The sequence below is a fragment of the Maccoyibacter intestinihominis genome, assembly GCF_040096355.1.
GTDB classification, from domain to species: Bacteria; Bacillota; Clostridia; order Lachnospirales; family Lachnospiraceae; genus Maccoyibacter; species Maccoyibacter intestinihominis.
The window spans coordinates 154,320-170,037 of the sequence record NZ_JBBMEX010000008.1 but is presented as its reverse complement, the minus strand read 5'-3'; the positions used below and the strand labels follow the sequence as shown (position 1 = coordinate 170,037).

Below are 15,718 nucleotides of genomic sequence, written 5' to 3'. Positions count from 1 at the left end.
TGTTCCAAACAACCTTGTTCCTTCTTGCATGGTATTCGCTGACAACCACTCTTTTTCAGGCAGTACAGTCAGATGTGCTCCTTTCCGATTGTAAATCATTCTTCCATGATGCAGCGTCATTCATACAAACTTTTATCGGATGGACGATTGATGCTGGGCAATCTGTGGCACAGATCAGTACAAAAATTCCCAATGCGTTTATAGCCGGAATCATATATTGGTTATTGCTGATATTAGTTGTTGGAATATACGTAGCAGGAACAGGGATACTTGCGATACTGATAGAAATAAAGATTATAGAATTATATAAGAAAAACTGTTGGGATGTTATTACTCTACTAATGATACTGACAAGTGCTGTTGTCATCATTTATTTTGGAGAATCAATCAAAAAAGTAATGCCCATAAATCTTTTGTTTCTTTTATTATTTATACAGGGAATATATCTTGGAATCCGGTGTTATCTGAACACTCTTTACTGGACAAACCGATAAAAGAAAGGGCGGCAGTATTTTACTGTCGCCCTCTGGTTACTTATAAAGATTGGGTATTCTCTCTAATTCTATTGCTATATCCAATGATACTAACCACTAAAGAAATTCTAAAAATCCTGATTATAAATCTATCTTCTAATCTCACTTATGATATTCTCTTTTCCCATCTTCCAAGCCGGAAACATTACTGCCACTACTGCAATCACTACATTCAGCACCATAATTCCATTCAGAACCAGATTCGGAATATTAGTAGTATAATGTAAAAACTGCAGCACATGAGCCAGATAATAATTCATCACTCTGCGAAGAACTCTGTTATAAATAAGATAGATAAATACATCCGCCAACAATCCATACAGAATACCTGTCTGTAAAATCATCTTGTAAAATCCGCCGTCCGTAATCCCTATTGCTCTGATAATCCCGTACTCTCTTCTTCTGGTCAGAATCGTATGACTCATGCTGTTTACGATATGGAACAGGCTGATAATCAGCAGAATCACTGCAATACTGGAAAAGAAGATCTGCTGCTGTCCAAGATAACCTTTCTGTGTTGCAATTGCGGTCGTATAATCCTGCAATACTGCCTTGGGAACATCTCGGATTACTTGTAATAACTGATTGCTCACGATCTTTGCATCCGCACTATCAGCCGGCGATGCATTGATAAAACTATAATCTGTAATTCCAAAGTTTTCTTCCATCTGTTCGCCTGTCATAATCACACTCTGCGCATTTTTCCAGACTTCTGTATTCAGAAAATCTTTCTCCTGCGCCAACGGTCTGTTTACGATTGCCGCAATCTCAAACTCTTTTTCAATATAGTTTTCTTCGCCACTTTGGAATTTTAACAGTTCATCTGTATAGTTTTCTGTCTTTGGTACTCGAAGAGTAATGGTATCGCCCGGCTTCTTTCCATAAAAAAAGTAATTTCCCTGACCGTCCATATTCGCCGTCACAATCACTTGATTATTATTCTTTATTGTTTCCGGCTGAATCTCTCCCTCCAGAATAAAATCCCGAAGCTGTTCTATCATCGCTTCATCGTAACCGTACACATTATATTTAATCCGATAATTTCCATCTTCCTGCTGCTTACAGATCCCATCATATCTCTGGATATAATACGGCTCCTGATTTTGATATTTGAAATAGTCACTCCATTCTTCTTCTGACAAAAATTCGTTTTTGGAAATCTGTAATTCCCCCATCGTATACTTTGTCGCATATACATTCTCTGTTTCCGGCATGTTTTTAATCTTATCTGCTACCGCCTCCGGAATCGTATCCTTCAGCGAGTCAGATTTTAAAGAAATACGGTACTCAGAACCAAGCCCATCATCCGATATCAGCGAAAGTTCTGCGTGAACCTTCAAATTTTCTACCATATAGGTGGTACATAAGAAAATGCAACCGCCGATAGACAAGGATAATAAAATCCCTATTACCTTTCGTTTATTGGCAAACATGAATTTCCGCACCACTACATTTGCCATATTAACATTTCGCATAGCGTATATTTTTCTTCTTTTTACAAAAGAAGTATCTCCACTCATCACAGTTTTCAGCGAATCTTTCCGCATGGAACGAACCACGAGAAAGGCAACGAGTGCTAACGAAATCAGTAGAAATACAAAACCAAACACAACAGCTTCCTTTGAAACAAAAAACTCTACTGTATTTTCTCCTTCTGCTAACGTATGGTCCGCAACAGAAAGACCATTCCCTGCTCCACTGATTCCTTTTCCACCAAATACACCGCTAAATTTCTGATACATAAGGCTTAAAACACCATTTCCTAAAAGACATCCTAACGGATATCCAATGAAAAATAACGTCCAAAGTTCCAAAAGTAAGGTGCCACCAATCTGCGCTTCACTGATACCTAATGTCTGTAATATTCCGTACTCAGAAGTTCTCTTCGATACAGAAATACTGAATACGCTGTAAACTACGAAAAGACTGAACAGACATAACAGGAAAATCATTCCGTTGTAAGCCAGATTGTAGTCGCTCTGCAATTTCAAAACGATATAAGTGAAGTTTCCTTCTTCTTCAAACAGACCAAATTTCACGATTTCAGAAATGCTGCTTGGTGCTTCTCCGCCAAGATACTGTATTACTTCATCATTTTCTGCTACCGATTCAGAAGATAATTTATGTTCCTGTAAAAAAGCATCCAACTGTTTATATAACTTCTCATCTTCATTAAAACTGAGATATAAAAACGTCTGGCTTCCTCGACCTTTAAAAGAATCACTTACAAAAACTTCCATTTCACTGGAACTTGCCGCCCATTCGCTTTTCAGAACACCAGTAACAATATACTCTTTTTCACCAATGCGAAGGGAATCTCCTAAATTCCCTGAAAATCCAAGATTACTAAGCACAAATCCATCCGCTGCAATTTCATTTTCTTTCTCAGGGAATGTTCCTTCCAACAAGTCTCTGTGTGCCATTTGACGATAAGTTTCATCGGCATGGATAAAACAGATCATAAATTCTTCTGCCACAACGTCACGGATTTCCATTTTTCCACACTGTTCCAGCGTATATCCTTTTCCTTTCTCACCGCTTTCTACAGAATTAAAAAGTTCCTTATCCGTTTCAATATAATAATGCCAGTCTCCGTAAATAGTTTTGCTGTTCGCCAGATCACTTTTCTGACTGCTGTAAATCAAAGAAGAAATCCCGGAAAGCAATGATGCTGTTAATAAAATACTTGCAAAAATTGCAAATGTCTGGCTCTTGTAATACCGCATATATTTCCATGCCAGCTTTAACATACGACATCACCGCCTTTTGCCGGAAATCTTCTCTTTCCTGTAACAATCTGACCATCTTCAATATGAATTACTCTGTCGCAAGTCTGTGCAATGGCTTCATTATGCGTTACCATGAGAATCGTCTGATTGTACTTACGACAACTCGTTTTTAATAACCCCATAACCTCAATGGTTGTGGCTGAGTCCAAATTACCTGTCGGTTCATCGCAAAGCAGGATACTCGGTTTATTTGCCAAAGCTCTGGCGATTGCAACTCTTTGCTGCTGACCGCCGGATAATTCGTTTGGATATTTCTTGCGTTTCTCCCAAATGCCCAGTTCCCGCAACAATTCTTCGATATATTTGCGGTTAATATGTTTTCCACAGTCAAATGTAACCGGCAATGCCACGTTATCATACACATTCAACACAGGCATTAAACTATAATTCTGGAATACAAACCCTATATTTCTTCTACGGAAAATCGTCAGTTCTTTTCTTGAAAGAGAACCAATCTCTTTATTCTTTATAAAAATCTGTCCACTTGTCGGATTATCCAGACCACCGATTAAATTAAGACAAGTAGATTTGCCTGAACCAGATGTGCCTACAATGGCAACAAACTCGCCTTCTTCTACTTTTAGATTGATATTCCGTAGTGCCTTTACCTGATTATCTTTTTCTCCATATATTTTCTCAACATTTCGTAATTCTAAAATACTCATCCGTCATCACTCCTCTTTTCTTGATACATCCAGTATAACTGCCGTATCTTGCAATTTCTTTACAAACGGATGATTAGTTCTTACAGTTTTGTAAGAACACAGAAAAACAGCTTCCCTTTCCATACTCGGAATCTACCGTCATATATCCTTTTTCTTTTTCCAAAATCAGATTAGAAAGATACAAACCAATCCCAGAACCTTCCATATTCTCAACTTCTGGGCTTCTATAAAATCGTTTGAATATATCGGTCATTTCCTCCTGCCGGATACCACGCCCATTATCTGCAATCTGAATCTCTGTGTATAAATCATAACTTTTTACACAAATGGAAATAGTTCCTCCTCTATCGGTGTACTTAACAGCATTTTCCAACAAATTTACAAATACTTCTGCTGTCCATTTTCGATTATGATACAGTAATCTGTCCTCAAATGGTTCCAATGTAAAGTTGATTTCCTTTTTTTCCAGTTTCTCATAAAGCGTATCTACTGCGTCTAAAATCGTCTGCTTGATCCCTATTGCTTTTCCTTCAAAGCCATCAATATTTTGCTCCAATTTTACCATCTTCGATAAAGACTCCACAATCCAACTCAGCTTGTCAATCTGTCGTTGCATTTTTTCAGAAAACAATGTTTTCCGTTCTGATGTAATTTCCTCTTTACTTAAGATTTCTGCATAGAGAGAAATATTCGCTAAGGGCGTTTTTAATTGATGAGACATATTAGATACCAGACTTTTCACCTGCTCTTTTTCTTGTTCGGCACTATTCACGTGATTATCAAGCACTTCCTGTATCTGCTTGATTTTACTGACAAGGGCAGAATATTCTCCTTCTTCCACATCAGAAGCTGCAATCATTTCCCGATTTAACACACTGTCCAGCAAACGGTCAATCAGGCGATATGTTTTTCTTTTTTGATATATGCTATATCCAATCGACAAACACAAAAGCACTGCTAAAAGTATCGTAATCCACATCTCTTTATTCCTTCCAGATATATCCGATTCCATGAACTGTTTGAATCCATTTTGGTTTCGATACATCATCCTCTATCTTTGTACGAAGCCTGCTGATATTCACAGACACCGTATTGTTATCTACATATTTTCCATCACTATCCCATATCTTCTCTAAAATCTGCTCCTTAGAAAGGATATGATTCTTATTTTCAATCAAATACACCAACAGACGGTATTCCAATTTGCTAAGAGAGATTTCTGAACCTCTTTTATATACTTTACAAGTACTCTGGTCTATGCTTAATGAACCTGTAACAATCTTTGTACTTTCAGATTTTTCTTGAAGTATCCGCTTCATTCTTGCTTTTAATACACCCAGAGAAAATGGTTTTGACAAGTAATCATTTACCCCTAATTCTAAAGCCTTTATCTCATCCATTTCTGTATCACGAGCAGTCAGCATAATGATTGGGATATTGCTGTAGCTACGAACTTCTTTACAGAGTTCAAAGCCCGTTCCGTCCGGCAGGTTACAATCCAAAAATACAATATCATAACCACCGTTTGCGATTTCTTGTAAACCATCCTTTTTTGTCCCTGTCTCTGTCACATCATATCCATCACCAGAAAAGGAGAAGGAAAGTCCCTCTCTCAAATCAACATCATCTTCAACTATTAGAATTTTATATTTTTCCATCATGTATTTCCTTTATTGCTTCATATCAAATTACTGCTTTTTACTTCATATTTCATTATACAGTAACCACCCTCGTTGTAAAGCAAAAAGCAAGCCATTTCAGACTTGCTTTCCACCATACAGTTTTAAAAATTAAACTCTATTGTAAAATGCGTATTAGCAATCATCTTGCATCTTAAGAACCCTCAAGAAATGAGATAGATCTACAACAATATTTCACTTCTTGCTTAATAAAGTTCTAATGAATCTTCTGCATCCACCCACATCTGTAAATTGCCATCAAGATATAATCTTGCATATTCCAAAGGCTCATCCACAGCCAATGAAGTAAGCGCACATTCTGATCCATATGTGGTTTTTAAATTTTTTTCAGCTTCCCAGCAATCAATGCGAAGCATATATCCGGCACTTGTGTAAACATCAATACTATCGTGGTTTATGTTGTATTCTGCATAAATTGTTCTCATCGTATCTTATCTCCATTTTCTTTTGATAATCAGTTATAAAGTTAAATATCGAAAACATTTCAATCAGTTCACCATGTCGTTATTGTTATATGTTATATTGTGTTATGAAATTTTCTTTCCCTTAATTTTTCCCATATTAAGGTTCATAAAAACCAATGGGAGAATGTAACACAAGGGAAAGAGTAAGGGAAAGTTCACTTGCTACAAACTTAGTATTTTCAAGGGTTTGCGAAGAATTTGATAATCAAATATAACAGTTATTAAATTTCCTAAAATATGTGAAATATCAACTGTAATTTTCAAAATCGATCGAACCATCGGCTACCTCATAGACAGGTTCTTCCGGGTTCTTCAGACTGCTCTCTTCTTTCAGGACTTCCACGATACGATGTGCCGATTCATTTGCAAGCGTGACCATGACAAATACCATCGAAAGCATCATCAGACTGCTTAAGATCTGAAAGCTGTAGGTTAAAAGCGCGGAAAACTGTCCGACATCTAAATCCAGACCTTTCGTTGTAATGATCACATAAGAACCGACCGTCAGCACAAAGATCATGACGGTATACAACGAAAACTGCATTAATGGGTTATTCCATGCCAGGATTTTTTCTGCTTTTGTAAAATCCTCGCAGACATCTCCTGCCGCCCGGTCAAACTTTTCTTTTTCAAACTCTTCCCGCACATAGGATTTTACGACACGCATTCCTTTGATATTTTCCTGGATGGAATTGTTCAGTTCATCATACTTGTGGAATACTTTACGGAATAACGGCATCGCCGTACGGATCACCATATAGAGTCCAAATCCCAATACCGGTACTACCAGAAGAAAGATACACGCCATCTTTCCACCCATGATAAATGCCATGACAAACGCAAAAAGAAACATCAGCGGACACCGCACTGCGATACGCACGATCATCATATAGGCGTTCTGCACGTTGGTAACATCCGTGGTCAGACGTGTTACCAGTGAGGAACTTGAAAACTTATCGATATTTTCAAATGAAAATTCCTGTATTTTTGCATACAGATCTTTTCGTACATTTTTCGCAAATCCACAGGATGCCGTTGCACAGGCATTTCCTGCTCCGATACCAAACATCAGTGACAAAGTTGCCATAACGATCAGCAGCAGTCCATATTTCACTAATACGGAAAACTCTGCCCCTGCCTTGATCTGATTGACTAACATTGCGATCAAAAATGGTATGGTACACTCCATGACTACTTCTAGTGACACCAGCACCGGTGCTAAAATAGAAGGTTTTTTATATTCCCTGATACACTTCATCAGTTCTTTGAGCATGATCATTCTACTCCTTTTTCTTGTTTTTACTCTATTCTTTTATTTCATCTTTTTCTTTTTATGCTGTTTTTTATCCATTCTGTTTTTCTCCGGCTTTTGTCCTACTTTTTTACTTGGCAGACTCTCTGCAGATACGCTTATTTGCATACATATCTTTATCCGCGGCTGCGATAATATCTTTTAGCTGTGAATGTTTTCCTAATGCATAACCGACCGAGGCCGAGACCGGAAACTCATAGTTCTCCCGCTTCTTTTCCTCTTCTAAACGGACTTTCCACGTTTTGATCAACTGCTCTGCAATCTCTTTGGTTCCATTTGCTACATATAATAAGAACTCATCGCCTCCGTAACGGATGACAATATCCTCTTCTCTTGCAATGCTTTGAATGGTTTTAGCAACCTCCGTGATCAGGCGGTCCCCGCACAGATGTCCCCAGTTGTCATTGACATACTTCAACTGATTGACATCCCAATAGATCACGGCAATGTCCTGTCCATCCCGCTCTCTGTTGTTCAAAAGCTCGATCAGTCTGTTTTTGTTATATGCTCCGGTCATATCGTCCGTTAATGCCTTATATTCCATCTGTACGGCATTTTCTAATGATTTACGGACCACATAATTCACTTTGTTGCACAGATATTGAAAACAAAACGTTGTAAAAGAACGCGGGAGTACATAATATAGAAAAAGCGTAATAACCGGAGATTCATTTACTTTTGTTAACAAAAATGTTCCATCCTGCACTAAATGTCTATAAGAGGTACAGGTGATCAGTACCATATTGGCGTCACAGATTCCCCAGTAATAACCTGCATAAGTGCTGACCACAATACAAAATACAGTCAGCCAGAATGCATATTTTCTGAGCCGCATTTCATCATACATGCTTGCAACTACGATAGGAAATGTGAGAAGGATGATCACATGATATGTAAATGCTGTAGAGCTGACTAATACGATCAGCCCAATGGTTGTAATACTGATATACGGTATGCAGGTTCTCTCTATTCCTAATAGTAAGATCAGCACAAAATAAAGGATAGAAACCACACAGATTCCCATGTACCCCCAAGTCATAATTTTATGATCTACAATAAAAATCCTAGAAATATTCAGAATTACCATGCTCGTACAGATGACAAAGCAGAACAGTATCACGCGGAAAACACAAATATTCTGCATCACATTATTTTGTTCAGTTTTTATATCTTTTGAAAACAACCTTTTTAAGGTAACAATACTACGCTCCATTTGCAACCTCCTCTATTTAAAAAACAGTCTTATGATCCGTTTTCTTATTTTTCTATATCTATATAGTATAATATATACATTTGCAACAATCAAATTTTCTTCTTATTTTCTTCTTATTTTCTTCTTACATATTTCTCCAGAAAAATCTGCTGTTATTACTACTACACATTTCAAAATCTGTCCAATTTTTTTGTGAAATTCGCACATATTTCCATGGAATTTCAGTTAATTTCATGGTAAAATATGTAAAAGACGCATTTTGACCAAGAAGGAACAATCTATGAAAAAATTCCGCAATTTAAAGCAGAAAATTATTTTCTATGTGATGTCCGTCTCAATTCTATTGACTGTGCTGATTACTGCGGTTATGTCCTTTGGCAGCATCCGTTCTACGAATAAACTGCAGCTCGACAACATTCAGGTGACCACCCGGATCGCATCCCAAAGCATCAGTTCCAATCTTCATCTTCTGACGGAACGCATTTATAACATCTCGACAGATGCCGAACTGACAGATGATTCTCTGTCTAAAAAAGATAAGGCAGCATATCTGCAGGATTTTGAACAGGAGATCGAATTTGTCTGGCTTTCTGTCTATGATGCCGATGGTAAAAAACTTTACGGCGACAAAACCGCACCGGATTCCATTGCCGATACGAAATATTACTCCCAGTTAGCTGAGACTGCAAATACCGTTATCGGAGAACCTCACTATGATCAGGACGTATTACAGCTCTGTGTCGGTGCTCCGTTAAAAGCAAACGATGAGGTCTGCGGTTATGTGATCGGAAGTTACAAATACGATCTTTTAAACGACGTATTAAGCATGCTGATCTTAGGTGATACCGGAAGTGCATGTATCATTAATGAAAAAGGTACGATCATCGCTGACCAGGACGAAAAAAATATTGCAGATCAGGTCAGCATTTATGATAAGAATTCTTCCTCTAAAAATAAAGAGATTTATGACCGTATTTTATCCTATCAGACCGGTTCCGTTACCATGAAGCTGCACGGTGTCAGCCATTATGTCGGCTACACACCGATTCCGGGAACGAACTGGGTTCTCTTAGTGGATGCACCAAAACGCGAATTTATGAATTCCGTTTATCTGTCTATCGGAATTTCTATTGTTTTGGCAGCAGTCATGCTGATCATTGCCGCTTCGATCATTGTACCGCTTTCTAATGGTATTTCTAATTCACTGGCTTCTGCAACCAAACGTCTGCAGGATTTAGCGGATGGAAATCTTTCCGAAGAGGTTGTACACTTAGCTACCAATGATGAAGCAGAACTGTTAACGGAAGCATTAGCAAAGACCGTAGACAGTCTGAACAGTTACATTCAGGATATCCAGACTTCCCTTGGTTCTCTTTCTTCCGGTGACTATGCAATTGCTATCCCGGACAATTTTGACGGAGACTTTATTTCAATCCGGGATTCCCTGTCGGATATTACGGATTCCCTGAATAAAACCATGCTTCGGATGAATGATTCCTCCTCTGCCGTAAATCAGAATTCCACCGAGGTTTCTAACTACGCAAGACAGCTCTTTGACGGTTCCCAGAACCAGGCTGCCCTGTTAAAAACTCTTGAAAGCAGTATGCAAGATATCACTGCTACGATTGAAAAGAACAAAGAAAACGCCGTGCAGATTGAGAACTTCTCCAAAGAAGCTGCACAAAAGACTGCACAGGGTGACAGCTATATGCACAGCATGTTAGACACCATGAACCAGATTCATGCCGGCATGGAGGAGATCACTTCGATCAGCCAGCTCATTGCAAATATCTCAAAACAGACCGGACTGCTCTCTTTAAATGCTTCGATCGAAGCTGCAAGAGCCGGAGAAGCCGGCAGAGGCTTTGCTGTGGTTGCCTCCGAGATCGGAGACTTAGCACAACAGACTTCCGATGCACTCAACCAGTCCAGTGCTATCATTGAACGCTCTGCCGAGACGATCCAACAGGGACTTGACATGGCAATGCAGACTGCACAGTCCTTTAAGGAGATTCAGGATGTTACTGACCAGTACGAAGTCATTTCCGCACAGCTTGCTGAAATTGTAAAGGCACAGACCGACGCTGTTACGGAGGTTAACGAACAGTTAGACTCCTTAAAAGATATTGCCAGCCAGAATCAGAACCTTGCCGAAGAAACGGACAAGATGGCAACCAACTTTCTTGTACAGTCTGAGGAGTTGAAGGATTTCGTTTCACAGGTAAAACTAAGAGATCATGGCAATGCATAGCAGAAGGAGGTTCAACTTATGAAGAAAGCAATATGTGTTTCTCTCATTCTCATCGCTGCACTTTTAAGCGGATGCAGTTCAAAAAATGAAATGAAAGATGGTTTTTATACGGCAGAAATGTCCGACTATTCCTTTGGCTGGAAAGAATATCTTTGTATCATGGTAAAGGACGATAAGGTTGTCTATGCGGAATTTAATGCAAAGAATCCAAGCGGTTATATCAAAGCCTGGGACAATGCCTATATGAAAAATATGAAGCCTGTTTCCGGTACTTATCCAAATGAGTACACCCGTACTTATGTGTCAGAATTGATCGAGACACAGGATCCGGAAAAATGTGAGACCTTAACCGGTGCAACCTCTTCCGGCACGAACTTCTCCAAACTGTCCGTTGCCGTAGTAGAGCAGGCAAAAAAAGGAGATTCCAAGATTAAGATCGTAAAATCTGAAACAGCCGAAGAATAAACCGATGTCAGGACTCAACAGGAAATAATGCACGCATAAAATAGTGCTACTATAAAATATCACAACGATATGTCAAAAGAGGAGTATCACATCAACTTATCCCTGCAAAGGGTGTTGTTGACAGGATACTCCTCTTGTTATATTGTTTTTATTCTGTACCATGTACCGGATTCCGGCAGCCTGCTAAGAAAGACATTCTAAGAGATATGCTAACATCTGATCTGAAAAAATCTTCTTTTCTTCATTCTGTATCTTGTTCTCTGTCTTCTCTTTGAAATTTCCCGTCTGTGGCAGCTCGTACTGCTCTAACAATTCCTTTGGTGCCATTCCGATATCTGCCACCTGTATCATTGGAACATCAAATGCACTGTCGCCTGCTGCATAGACGGTTTCGGCTGCTACTCTTTTCCGGAAACGTCTTACGGCACTTCCCTTATTCAGCTTTTTCGGTAATACATAGACTTTGATCCCATTACAGAATACCTCTACCAAAGACAGGTTCAGATGTGCTTTTAACATAGCCACCGATTTTTCCGGCTCATTGCTTTTGGTAAAGAGAAATAAAGAGCGGATATTTCGTACCTCAAAGCATCGGTTTACATCCTCTGTCATCCACTGTTCTGCTCTTTGTAATTCGCTCTGCGCATCTGCGATCAATGCTAAGGATTCCTGATACCAGACCGGATCTTCCTTGCCCTGATGCAGCAGTACACCGCCGTTGCAGACCAATGCATACTCCGGCACTCCGATGCCAAGATCGATCCTCTGATACTGCTCTAAGGTTCTCGTCGTCGTTGGGACAACCAGAACTCCCGGCTTAGAACAGAGCTGCCCCAACAGCCTGTGGGAAGTCTCTGTCATGAAAGAGATTTCTCTTCCCTGATAGATTTCCACACAAGTTTTGGGGCCTCCAATCTCATGTTTATAAGAATAGATCAACGTATTATCTAAATCTGTATGAACAATCTGCATAAGTTAATTTTTCTTTCCTACAAAACATTTACGGATCAGGTCTACCGGGATCATGGTGACTGCCAATAAGATGACTGCGATCCAGCCTTTGATCCCAAACGGTACGCAGCTGAACATATTTCCGATCCAGGTAAATACCTGAAGTGGAACAAGCGGTGCGTTAACGATCAATGCCTGTACGAAAATAATTGCAAAGAATACTTTTAAGAATCCGGTATTCTCATTCAAACCTTTAAAGATTCCAAATCCATCATCGCGGACATTGAATCCATTGAACAATGCACTGACAATAAAGAGGACGAAATATCCGGTCAGGTGCTGTTCTTCATTTTCAAACAGTCCTGCAAAAAACGGATGTTTTAAATAGACAAAGCTAATAACCGTCAACCATGCTCCCATGGTCAAAATCTGTGCCATCATGGCTTTGCTGATGATGCTCTCATCTCTTCTTCTTGGTTTTTCTTTCATATATTTTTCTAACGCAGGCTCATTACCAAGCATAATTGCACCAAGCCCGTCCATAACTAAGTTTACGAATAACAGATGCGTAACCTTCAATGGTTCTTCCACTCCAAAGAATGGAGCGATCGCACTGACAATTACTGCCGTTACATTGATGACAAGCTGGAATTTACAGAATTTCAAAATATTATGGTAAATCGTTCTTCCATACCAGATCGCATCCTTGATCGATTTAAAGTTGTCATCTAAGATAACAATTTTTCCGGCTTCTTTGGCTGCTTCGGTACCACTTCCCATTGCAAAACCGACATCGGCTCTCTTTAATGCCGGAGAGTCGTTAACACCGTCACCGGTCATTCCGACTACTAAATTCATTTCCTGACAGAGTCTTACCATACGGGATTTATCTGTCGGAAGTGCTCTTGCGATCACACGGATATGCGGAATGATCGCTTTTACTTCTTCGTCAGACATCTCGTTTAACTGCGCAGAAGAAAGTGCCTTATCTGACTCATCCTTTAACAATCCTGCATCTTTTGCGATCGCAACGGCTGTCTCTAAACGGTCACCGGTGATCATAACTACCTGGATTCCCGCATTCTGAACTTCTTCGATTGCCTCTTTTGCCTCCGGACGGACATCGTCACGGATTCCGACTAAACCGATGATGACAACATCATCATTGATCGTATTTTCTACCAGTTCTTTTTCGGAGTATCCAAAGGCAAGAACACGCATTGCCTTGGTTGCTAACCCGTCAATTTTCTGATTTAAAACATCCAGATTTAACTCTTTTACATTGCCTTCTGCATCCAGATAATGCTTTGCAACTGCAAGCAGACGCTCCGGTGCTCCTTTGTAAAAAGTCTTACCGAGACTGTCGATCCTTGCCTGACTGAATTTATTCGTAGAGTTAAATCCCTGTGAACAGGAAACGACACAATCCCTGTCTGCATCAAGCACACGGAAAGTCTCTTCTCCGATAAACTTCATCAATGCCTGATCGGTTGCATTTCCACCGATCACCCTGTGGGTTGCATCGAACATAGACCGTGTATTTTTTCCAATTGCCAGATCTACCAGTCCGTTTACGGCACTGTGATGCTCAAGCTGTGACAGCTCGATCGACTGTCCGTCTGCCGTAAAGAAATCTACCACTTCCAGACTTCCCTTCGTGATCGTACCTGTTTTATCACTAAATAAAATATTTAAGGAACCTGCGGTTTCAATACCCTCTGCCTTACGCACCAACACGTTGTGGTCTAACATCTTGCTGGTGTTCTGCATCAGAACCAGGGAGATCATCAGAGGAAGTCCCTCCGGCACTGCACAGACGATGATAACGACTGCTAAGGATACGGCTTCTACAACATCTTTGATGATCTGCTCTGCACCCGCTGCAAAGTATAGCGACGGGCCGCCTGCGGATACGATAAAATATGCAAAATAGAGCACTGCAATGACAATGGCTCCGATGTATCCGAAAGTGGAAATCTGTTTTGCTAATTTTGCTAATTTGACCTTTAACGGAGAATCCGGTTCTTCTTCCTGCATCTCCTCTGCCATCTTACCCATCATGGTCTGTAAGCCGACTTTTCTGACATCTAAGATACCTTCACCGTCAAAGACCACTGCTCCACGGAACAGAGAATGCTGATCTACGAAAGTTTCTCCGGTAATATCATCTGCTAACTGAAAATCTTGTGGTGCTTCTGTCTTTTTACACTCTTCTGCTTCTCCGTTTAACGCAGAGTTGTCCACATGCAGATTCCCGGAGATCAAAATACCGTCTGCCGGAATCTTATCTCCTGCCTGCAAGAGTACCTTATCTCCTACAACCACATCGTCTACATCAATGACTACAACGACACCATTGCGGTGCACCTTACACTGGTCTTTTTTGGTACTGTCCTTTAATTCACGATATTTCGTATCACTTGCCACACCGGTCTTTGCAGACACAAATGCTACGATCAATACTGCAACGATCGTTCCTAATGGCTCATAGATTTCTGCATAGCCAAAGAAAAACATAACGATCATCAAAGCTGCGATCGCTAACAGGATCTTGATCATCGGATCCCCGAAAGTCTCCTTAAATTCCTGCCAGAAAGTGGTTGGCTCTGAATCAGGGATTGCATTTGACCCATGCTTTTCTCGGGATTCTTCTACTTCCCGGTCTGTGAGTCCGTTAAACTTCATTTCTTATACTCCTCCTTCAGTATGATTTTGTTAACTATATCATAGAAAAGAAGAAGAAACCAGTTATTTTTAGTCTCTCCTTCTTTCTTAGCAAAACTTTTATTTATATCTTGTTGCTAATTCTGCGATTCCGGGATCTTTGGTACCCTGACCGATGGCATTGAATTTCCACTCGCCATCATGACGGTAAACCTCTCCGAAGATCATCGCTGTCATATCGCTGTAATCTTCCGACAGATCATATTTACACATCTCACGGTTATTCTTTCCATCTACTAAACGGATAAACGCATTCTCGATCATACCAAAATGCTGCTTTCTCTGTACGGCATGATAGATATTTACCACAATGACGATCCGGTCATATTCGGCAGGGATCTTTGATAAATCTACCACGATCTGCTCATCATCTCCGTCACCCTCTCCGGTTAAGTTGTCACCTAAATGCTGTACGGTGCCGGATTTGTGATGTAAGTTTCCAAAATATACGATATCTGTCTTATCTGCTAATTTTCCATTTTTTAGAAGAAAGGCAGAAGCATCACAATCGATTGGCTTTGGCTTCAGTCCGAAGAGTCCGCCTCTTCTTTTTGCCTCATCCCAGCCAAGTCCGATCAATACGGTGGAAAGTCCTGCACTTTCTTTGGACAGGCTTACCTTCTGTCCTTTTTGTAAACTGATTGACATATT

13 protein-coding genes are annotated in these 15,718 nt (G+C 39.9%); 3 read left to right on the top strand and 10 right to left on the bottom strand.

Going from position 1 to position 15,718, the window contains the following annotated elements; all coding sequences use genetic code 11:
* Positions 1 to 494, top strand: a 494-nt coding sequence (locus WMO43_RS09315) for a DUF6040 family protein (RefSeq protein ID WP_195371723.1), incomplete at its 5' end; no start/stop codon positions are given.
* Between the two features lie 128 nt (positions 495 to 622).
* On the opposite strand, the gene WMO43_RS09310 is transcribed toward WMO43_RS09315, so the two are convergent.
* From WMO43_RS09310 to WMO43_RS09280, 7 genes are all read right to left on the bottom strand, one after another.
* Positions 623 to 3,283: an ABC transporter permease gene (locus tag WMO43_RS09310; protein ID WP_008707471.1), complete on the bottom strand. Its 2,661-nt coding sequence runs from the start codon at positions 3,281 to 3,283 to the stop codon at positions 623 to 625.
* Positions 3,277 to 3,987 carry an ABC transporter ATP-binding protein gene (locus WMO43_RS09305; RefSeq protein ID WP_008707470.1) on the bottom strand — a complete coding sequence of 237 codons (711 nt, stop codon included), beginning with the start codon at positions 3,985 to 3,987 and terminating at the stop codon, positions 3,277 to 3,279. Before WMO43_RS09305 ends, WMO43_RS09310 begins: the two co-directional genes overlap by 7 nt.
* 73 nt (positions 3,988 to 4,060) lie before the next feature.
* Positions 4,061 to 4,966 carry a sensor histidine kinase gene (locus WMO43_RS09300; RefSeq protein ID WP_055066700.1) on the bottom strand — a complete coding sequence of 302 codons (906 nt, stop codon included), beginning with the start codon at positions 4,964 to 4,966 and terminating at the stop codon, positions 4,061 to 4,063.
* A gap of 4 nt (positions 4,967 to 4,970) precedes the next feature.
* Positions 4,971 to 5,645 carry a response regulator transcription factor gene (locus tag WMO43_RS09295; protein ID WP_008707461.1) on the bottom strand — a complete coding sequence of 225 codons (675 nt, stop codon included), beginning with the start codon at positions 5,643 to 5,645 and terminating at the stop codon, positions 4,971 to 4,973.
* 227 nt (positions 5,646 to 5,872) lie between these two features.
* A complete protein-coding gene (locus WMO43_RS09290) occupies positions 5,873 to 6,112 on the bottom strand; it encodes a DUF6061 family protein (RefSeq protein ID WP_020994096.1) in 240 nt (79 codons plus the stop codon).
* A gap of 286 nt (positions 6,113 to 6,398) precedes the next feature.
* A complete protein-coding gene (locus WMO43_RS09285; RefSeq protein WP_353530973.1) occupies positions 6,399 to 7,424 on the bottom strand; it encodes an ABC transporter permease in 1,026 nt (341 codons plus the stop codon).
* Positions 7,425 to 7,533: 109 nt separating this feature from the next.
* Positions 7,534 to 8,676 (bottom strand): GGDEF domain-containing protein, encoded by a 1,143-nt coding sequence (locus WMO43_RS09280; RefSeq protein ID WP_353530972.1) that lies wholly within the window; start codon positions 8,674 to 8,676, stop codon positions 7,534 to 7,536.
* Positions 8,677 to 8,956: 280 nt separating this feature from the next.
* Between WMO43_RS09280 and WMO43_RS09275 the strand changes: the two genes are divergently transcribed.
* Both WMO43_RS09275 and WMO43_RS09270 read left to right on the top strand, forming a co-directional pair.
* A complete protein-coding gene (locus tag WMO43_RS09275) occupies positions 8,957 to 10,927 on the top strand; it encodes a methyl-accepting chemotaxis protein (protein WP_353530971.1) in 1,971 nt (656 codons plus the stop codon).
* A gap of 18 nt (positions 10,928 to 10,945) precedes the next feature.
* The gene (locus WMO43_RS09270; RefSeq protein ID WP_177963144.1) at positions 10,946 to 11,392 is read left to right on the top strand and encodes an FMN-binding protein; all 447 of its coding nucleotides are present in this window, start codon (positions 10,946 to 10,948) and stop codon (positions 11,390 to 11,392) included.
* 183 nt (positions 11,393 to 11,575) lie between these two features.
* Here WMO43_RS09270 and WMO43_RS09265 read toward each other — a convergent pair whose 3' ends face one another.
* The 3 genes from WMO43_RS09265 to WMO43_RS09255 all read right to left on the bottom strand — a co-directional run bounded on the left by WMO43_RS09265 (position 11,576) and on the right by WMO43_RS09255 (position 15,715).
* Entirely contained in the window at positions 11,576 to 12,364 is a 789-nt protein-coding gene (locus WMO43_RS09265) for an HAD family hydrolase (RefSeq protein ID WP_353530970.1), read from the bottom strand.
* A gap of 3 nt (positions 12,365 to 12,367) precedes the next feature.
* Positions 12,368 to 15,028, bottom strand: a complete 2,661-nt coding sequence (locus tag WMO43_RS09260; protein ID WP_353530969.1) for a calcium-translocating P-type ATPase, PMCA-type — start codon at positions 15,026 to 15,028, stop codon at positions 12,368 to 12,370.
* 99 nt (positions 15,029 to 15,127) lie between these two features.
* On the bottom strand, positions 15,128 to 15,715 hold the full coding sequence (locus tag WMO43_RS09255) for a TerD family protein (protein WP_177963141.1): 588 nt from the start codon (positions 15,713 to 15,715) through the stop codon (positions 15,128 to 15,130).
* Positions 15,716 to 15,718 lie beyond the last annotated feature (3 nt).

Excerpts from the sequence above, each read along its gene's own strand:
- WMO43_RS09285 (WP_353530973.1), bottom strand. The coding sequence starts at position 7,424 with ATGCTCAAAGAACTGATGAAGTGTATCAGGGAATATAAAAAACCTTCT.
- WMO43_RS09290 (WP_020994096.1), bottom strand. The coding sequence starts at position 6,112 with ATGAGAACAATTTATGCAGAATACAACATAAACCACGATAGTATTGAT.
- WMO43_RS09300 (WP_055066700.1), bottom strand. The coding sequence starts at position 4,966 with ATGTGGATTACGATACTTTTAGCAGTGCTTTTGTGTTTGTCGATTGGA.
- WMO43_RS09255 (WP_177963141.1), bottom strand. The coding sequence starts at position 15,715 with ATGTCAATCAGTTTACAAAAAGGACAGAAGGTAAGCCTGTCCAAAGAA.
- WMO43_RS09270 (WP_177963144.1), top strand. The coding sequence starts at position 10,946 with ATGAAGAAAGCAATATGTGTTTCTCTCATTCTCATCGCTGCACTTTTA.
- WMO43_RS09310 (WP_008707471.1), bottom strand. The coding sequence starts at position 3,283 with ATGTTAAAGCTGGCATGGAAATATATGCGGTATTACAAGAGCCAGACA.
- WMO43_RS09275 (WP_353530971.1), top strand. The coding sequence starts at position 8,957 with ATGAAAAAATTCCGCAATTTAAAGCAGAAAATTATTTTCTATGTGATG.
- WMO43_RS09295 (WP_008707461.1), bottom strand. The coding sequence starts at position 5,645 with ATGGAAAAATATAAAATTCTAATAGTTGAAGATGATGTTGATTTGAGA.
- WMO43_RS09260 (WP_353530969.1), bottom strand. The coding sequence starts at position 15,028 with ATGAAGTTTAACGGACTCACAGACCGGGAAGTAGAAGAATCCCGAGAA.
- WMO43_RS09280 (WP_353530972.1), bottom strand. The coding sequence starts at position 8,676 with ATGGAGCGTAGTATTGTTACCTTAAAAAGGTTGTTTTCAAAAGATATA.
- WMO43_RS09265 (WP_353530970.1), bottom strand. The coding sequence starts at position 12,364 with ATGCAGATTGTTCATACAGATTTAGATAATACGTTGATCTATTCTTAT.
- WMO43_RS09305 (WP_008707470.1), bottom strand. The coding sequence starts at position 3,987 with ATGAGTATTTTAGAATTACGAAATGTTGAGAAAATATATGGAGAAAAA.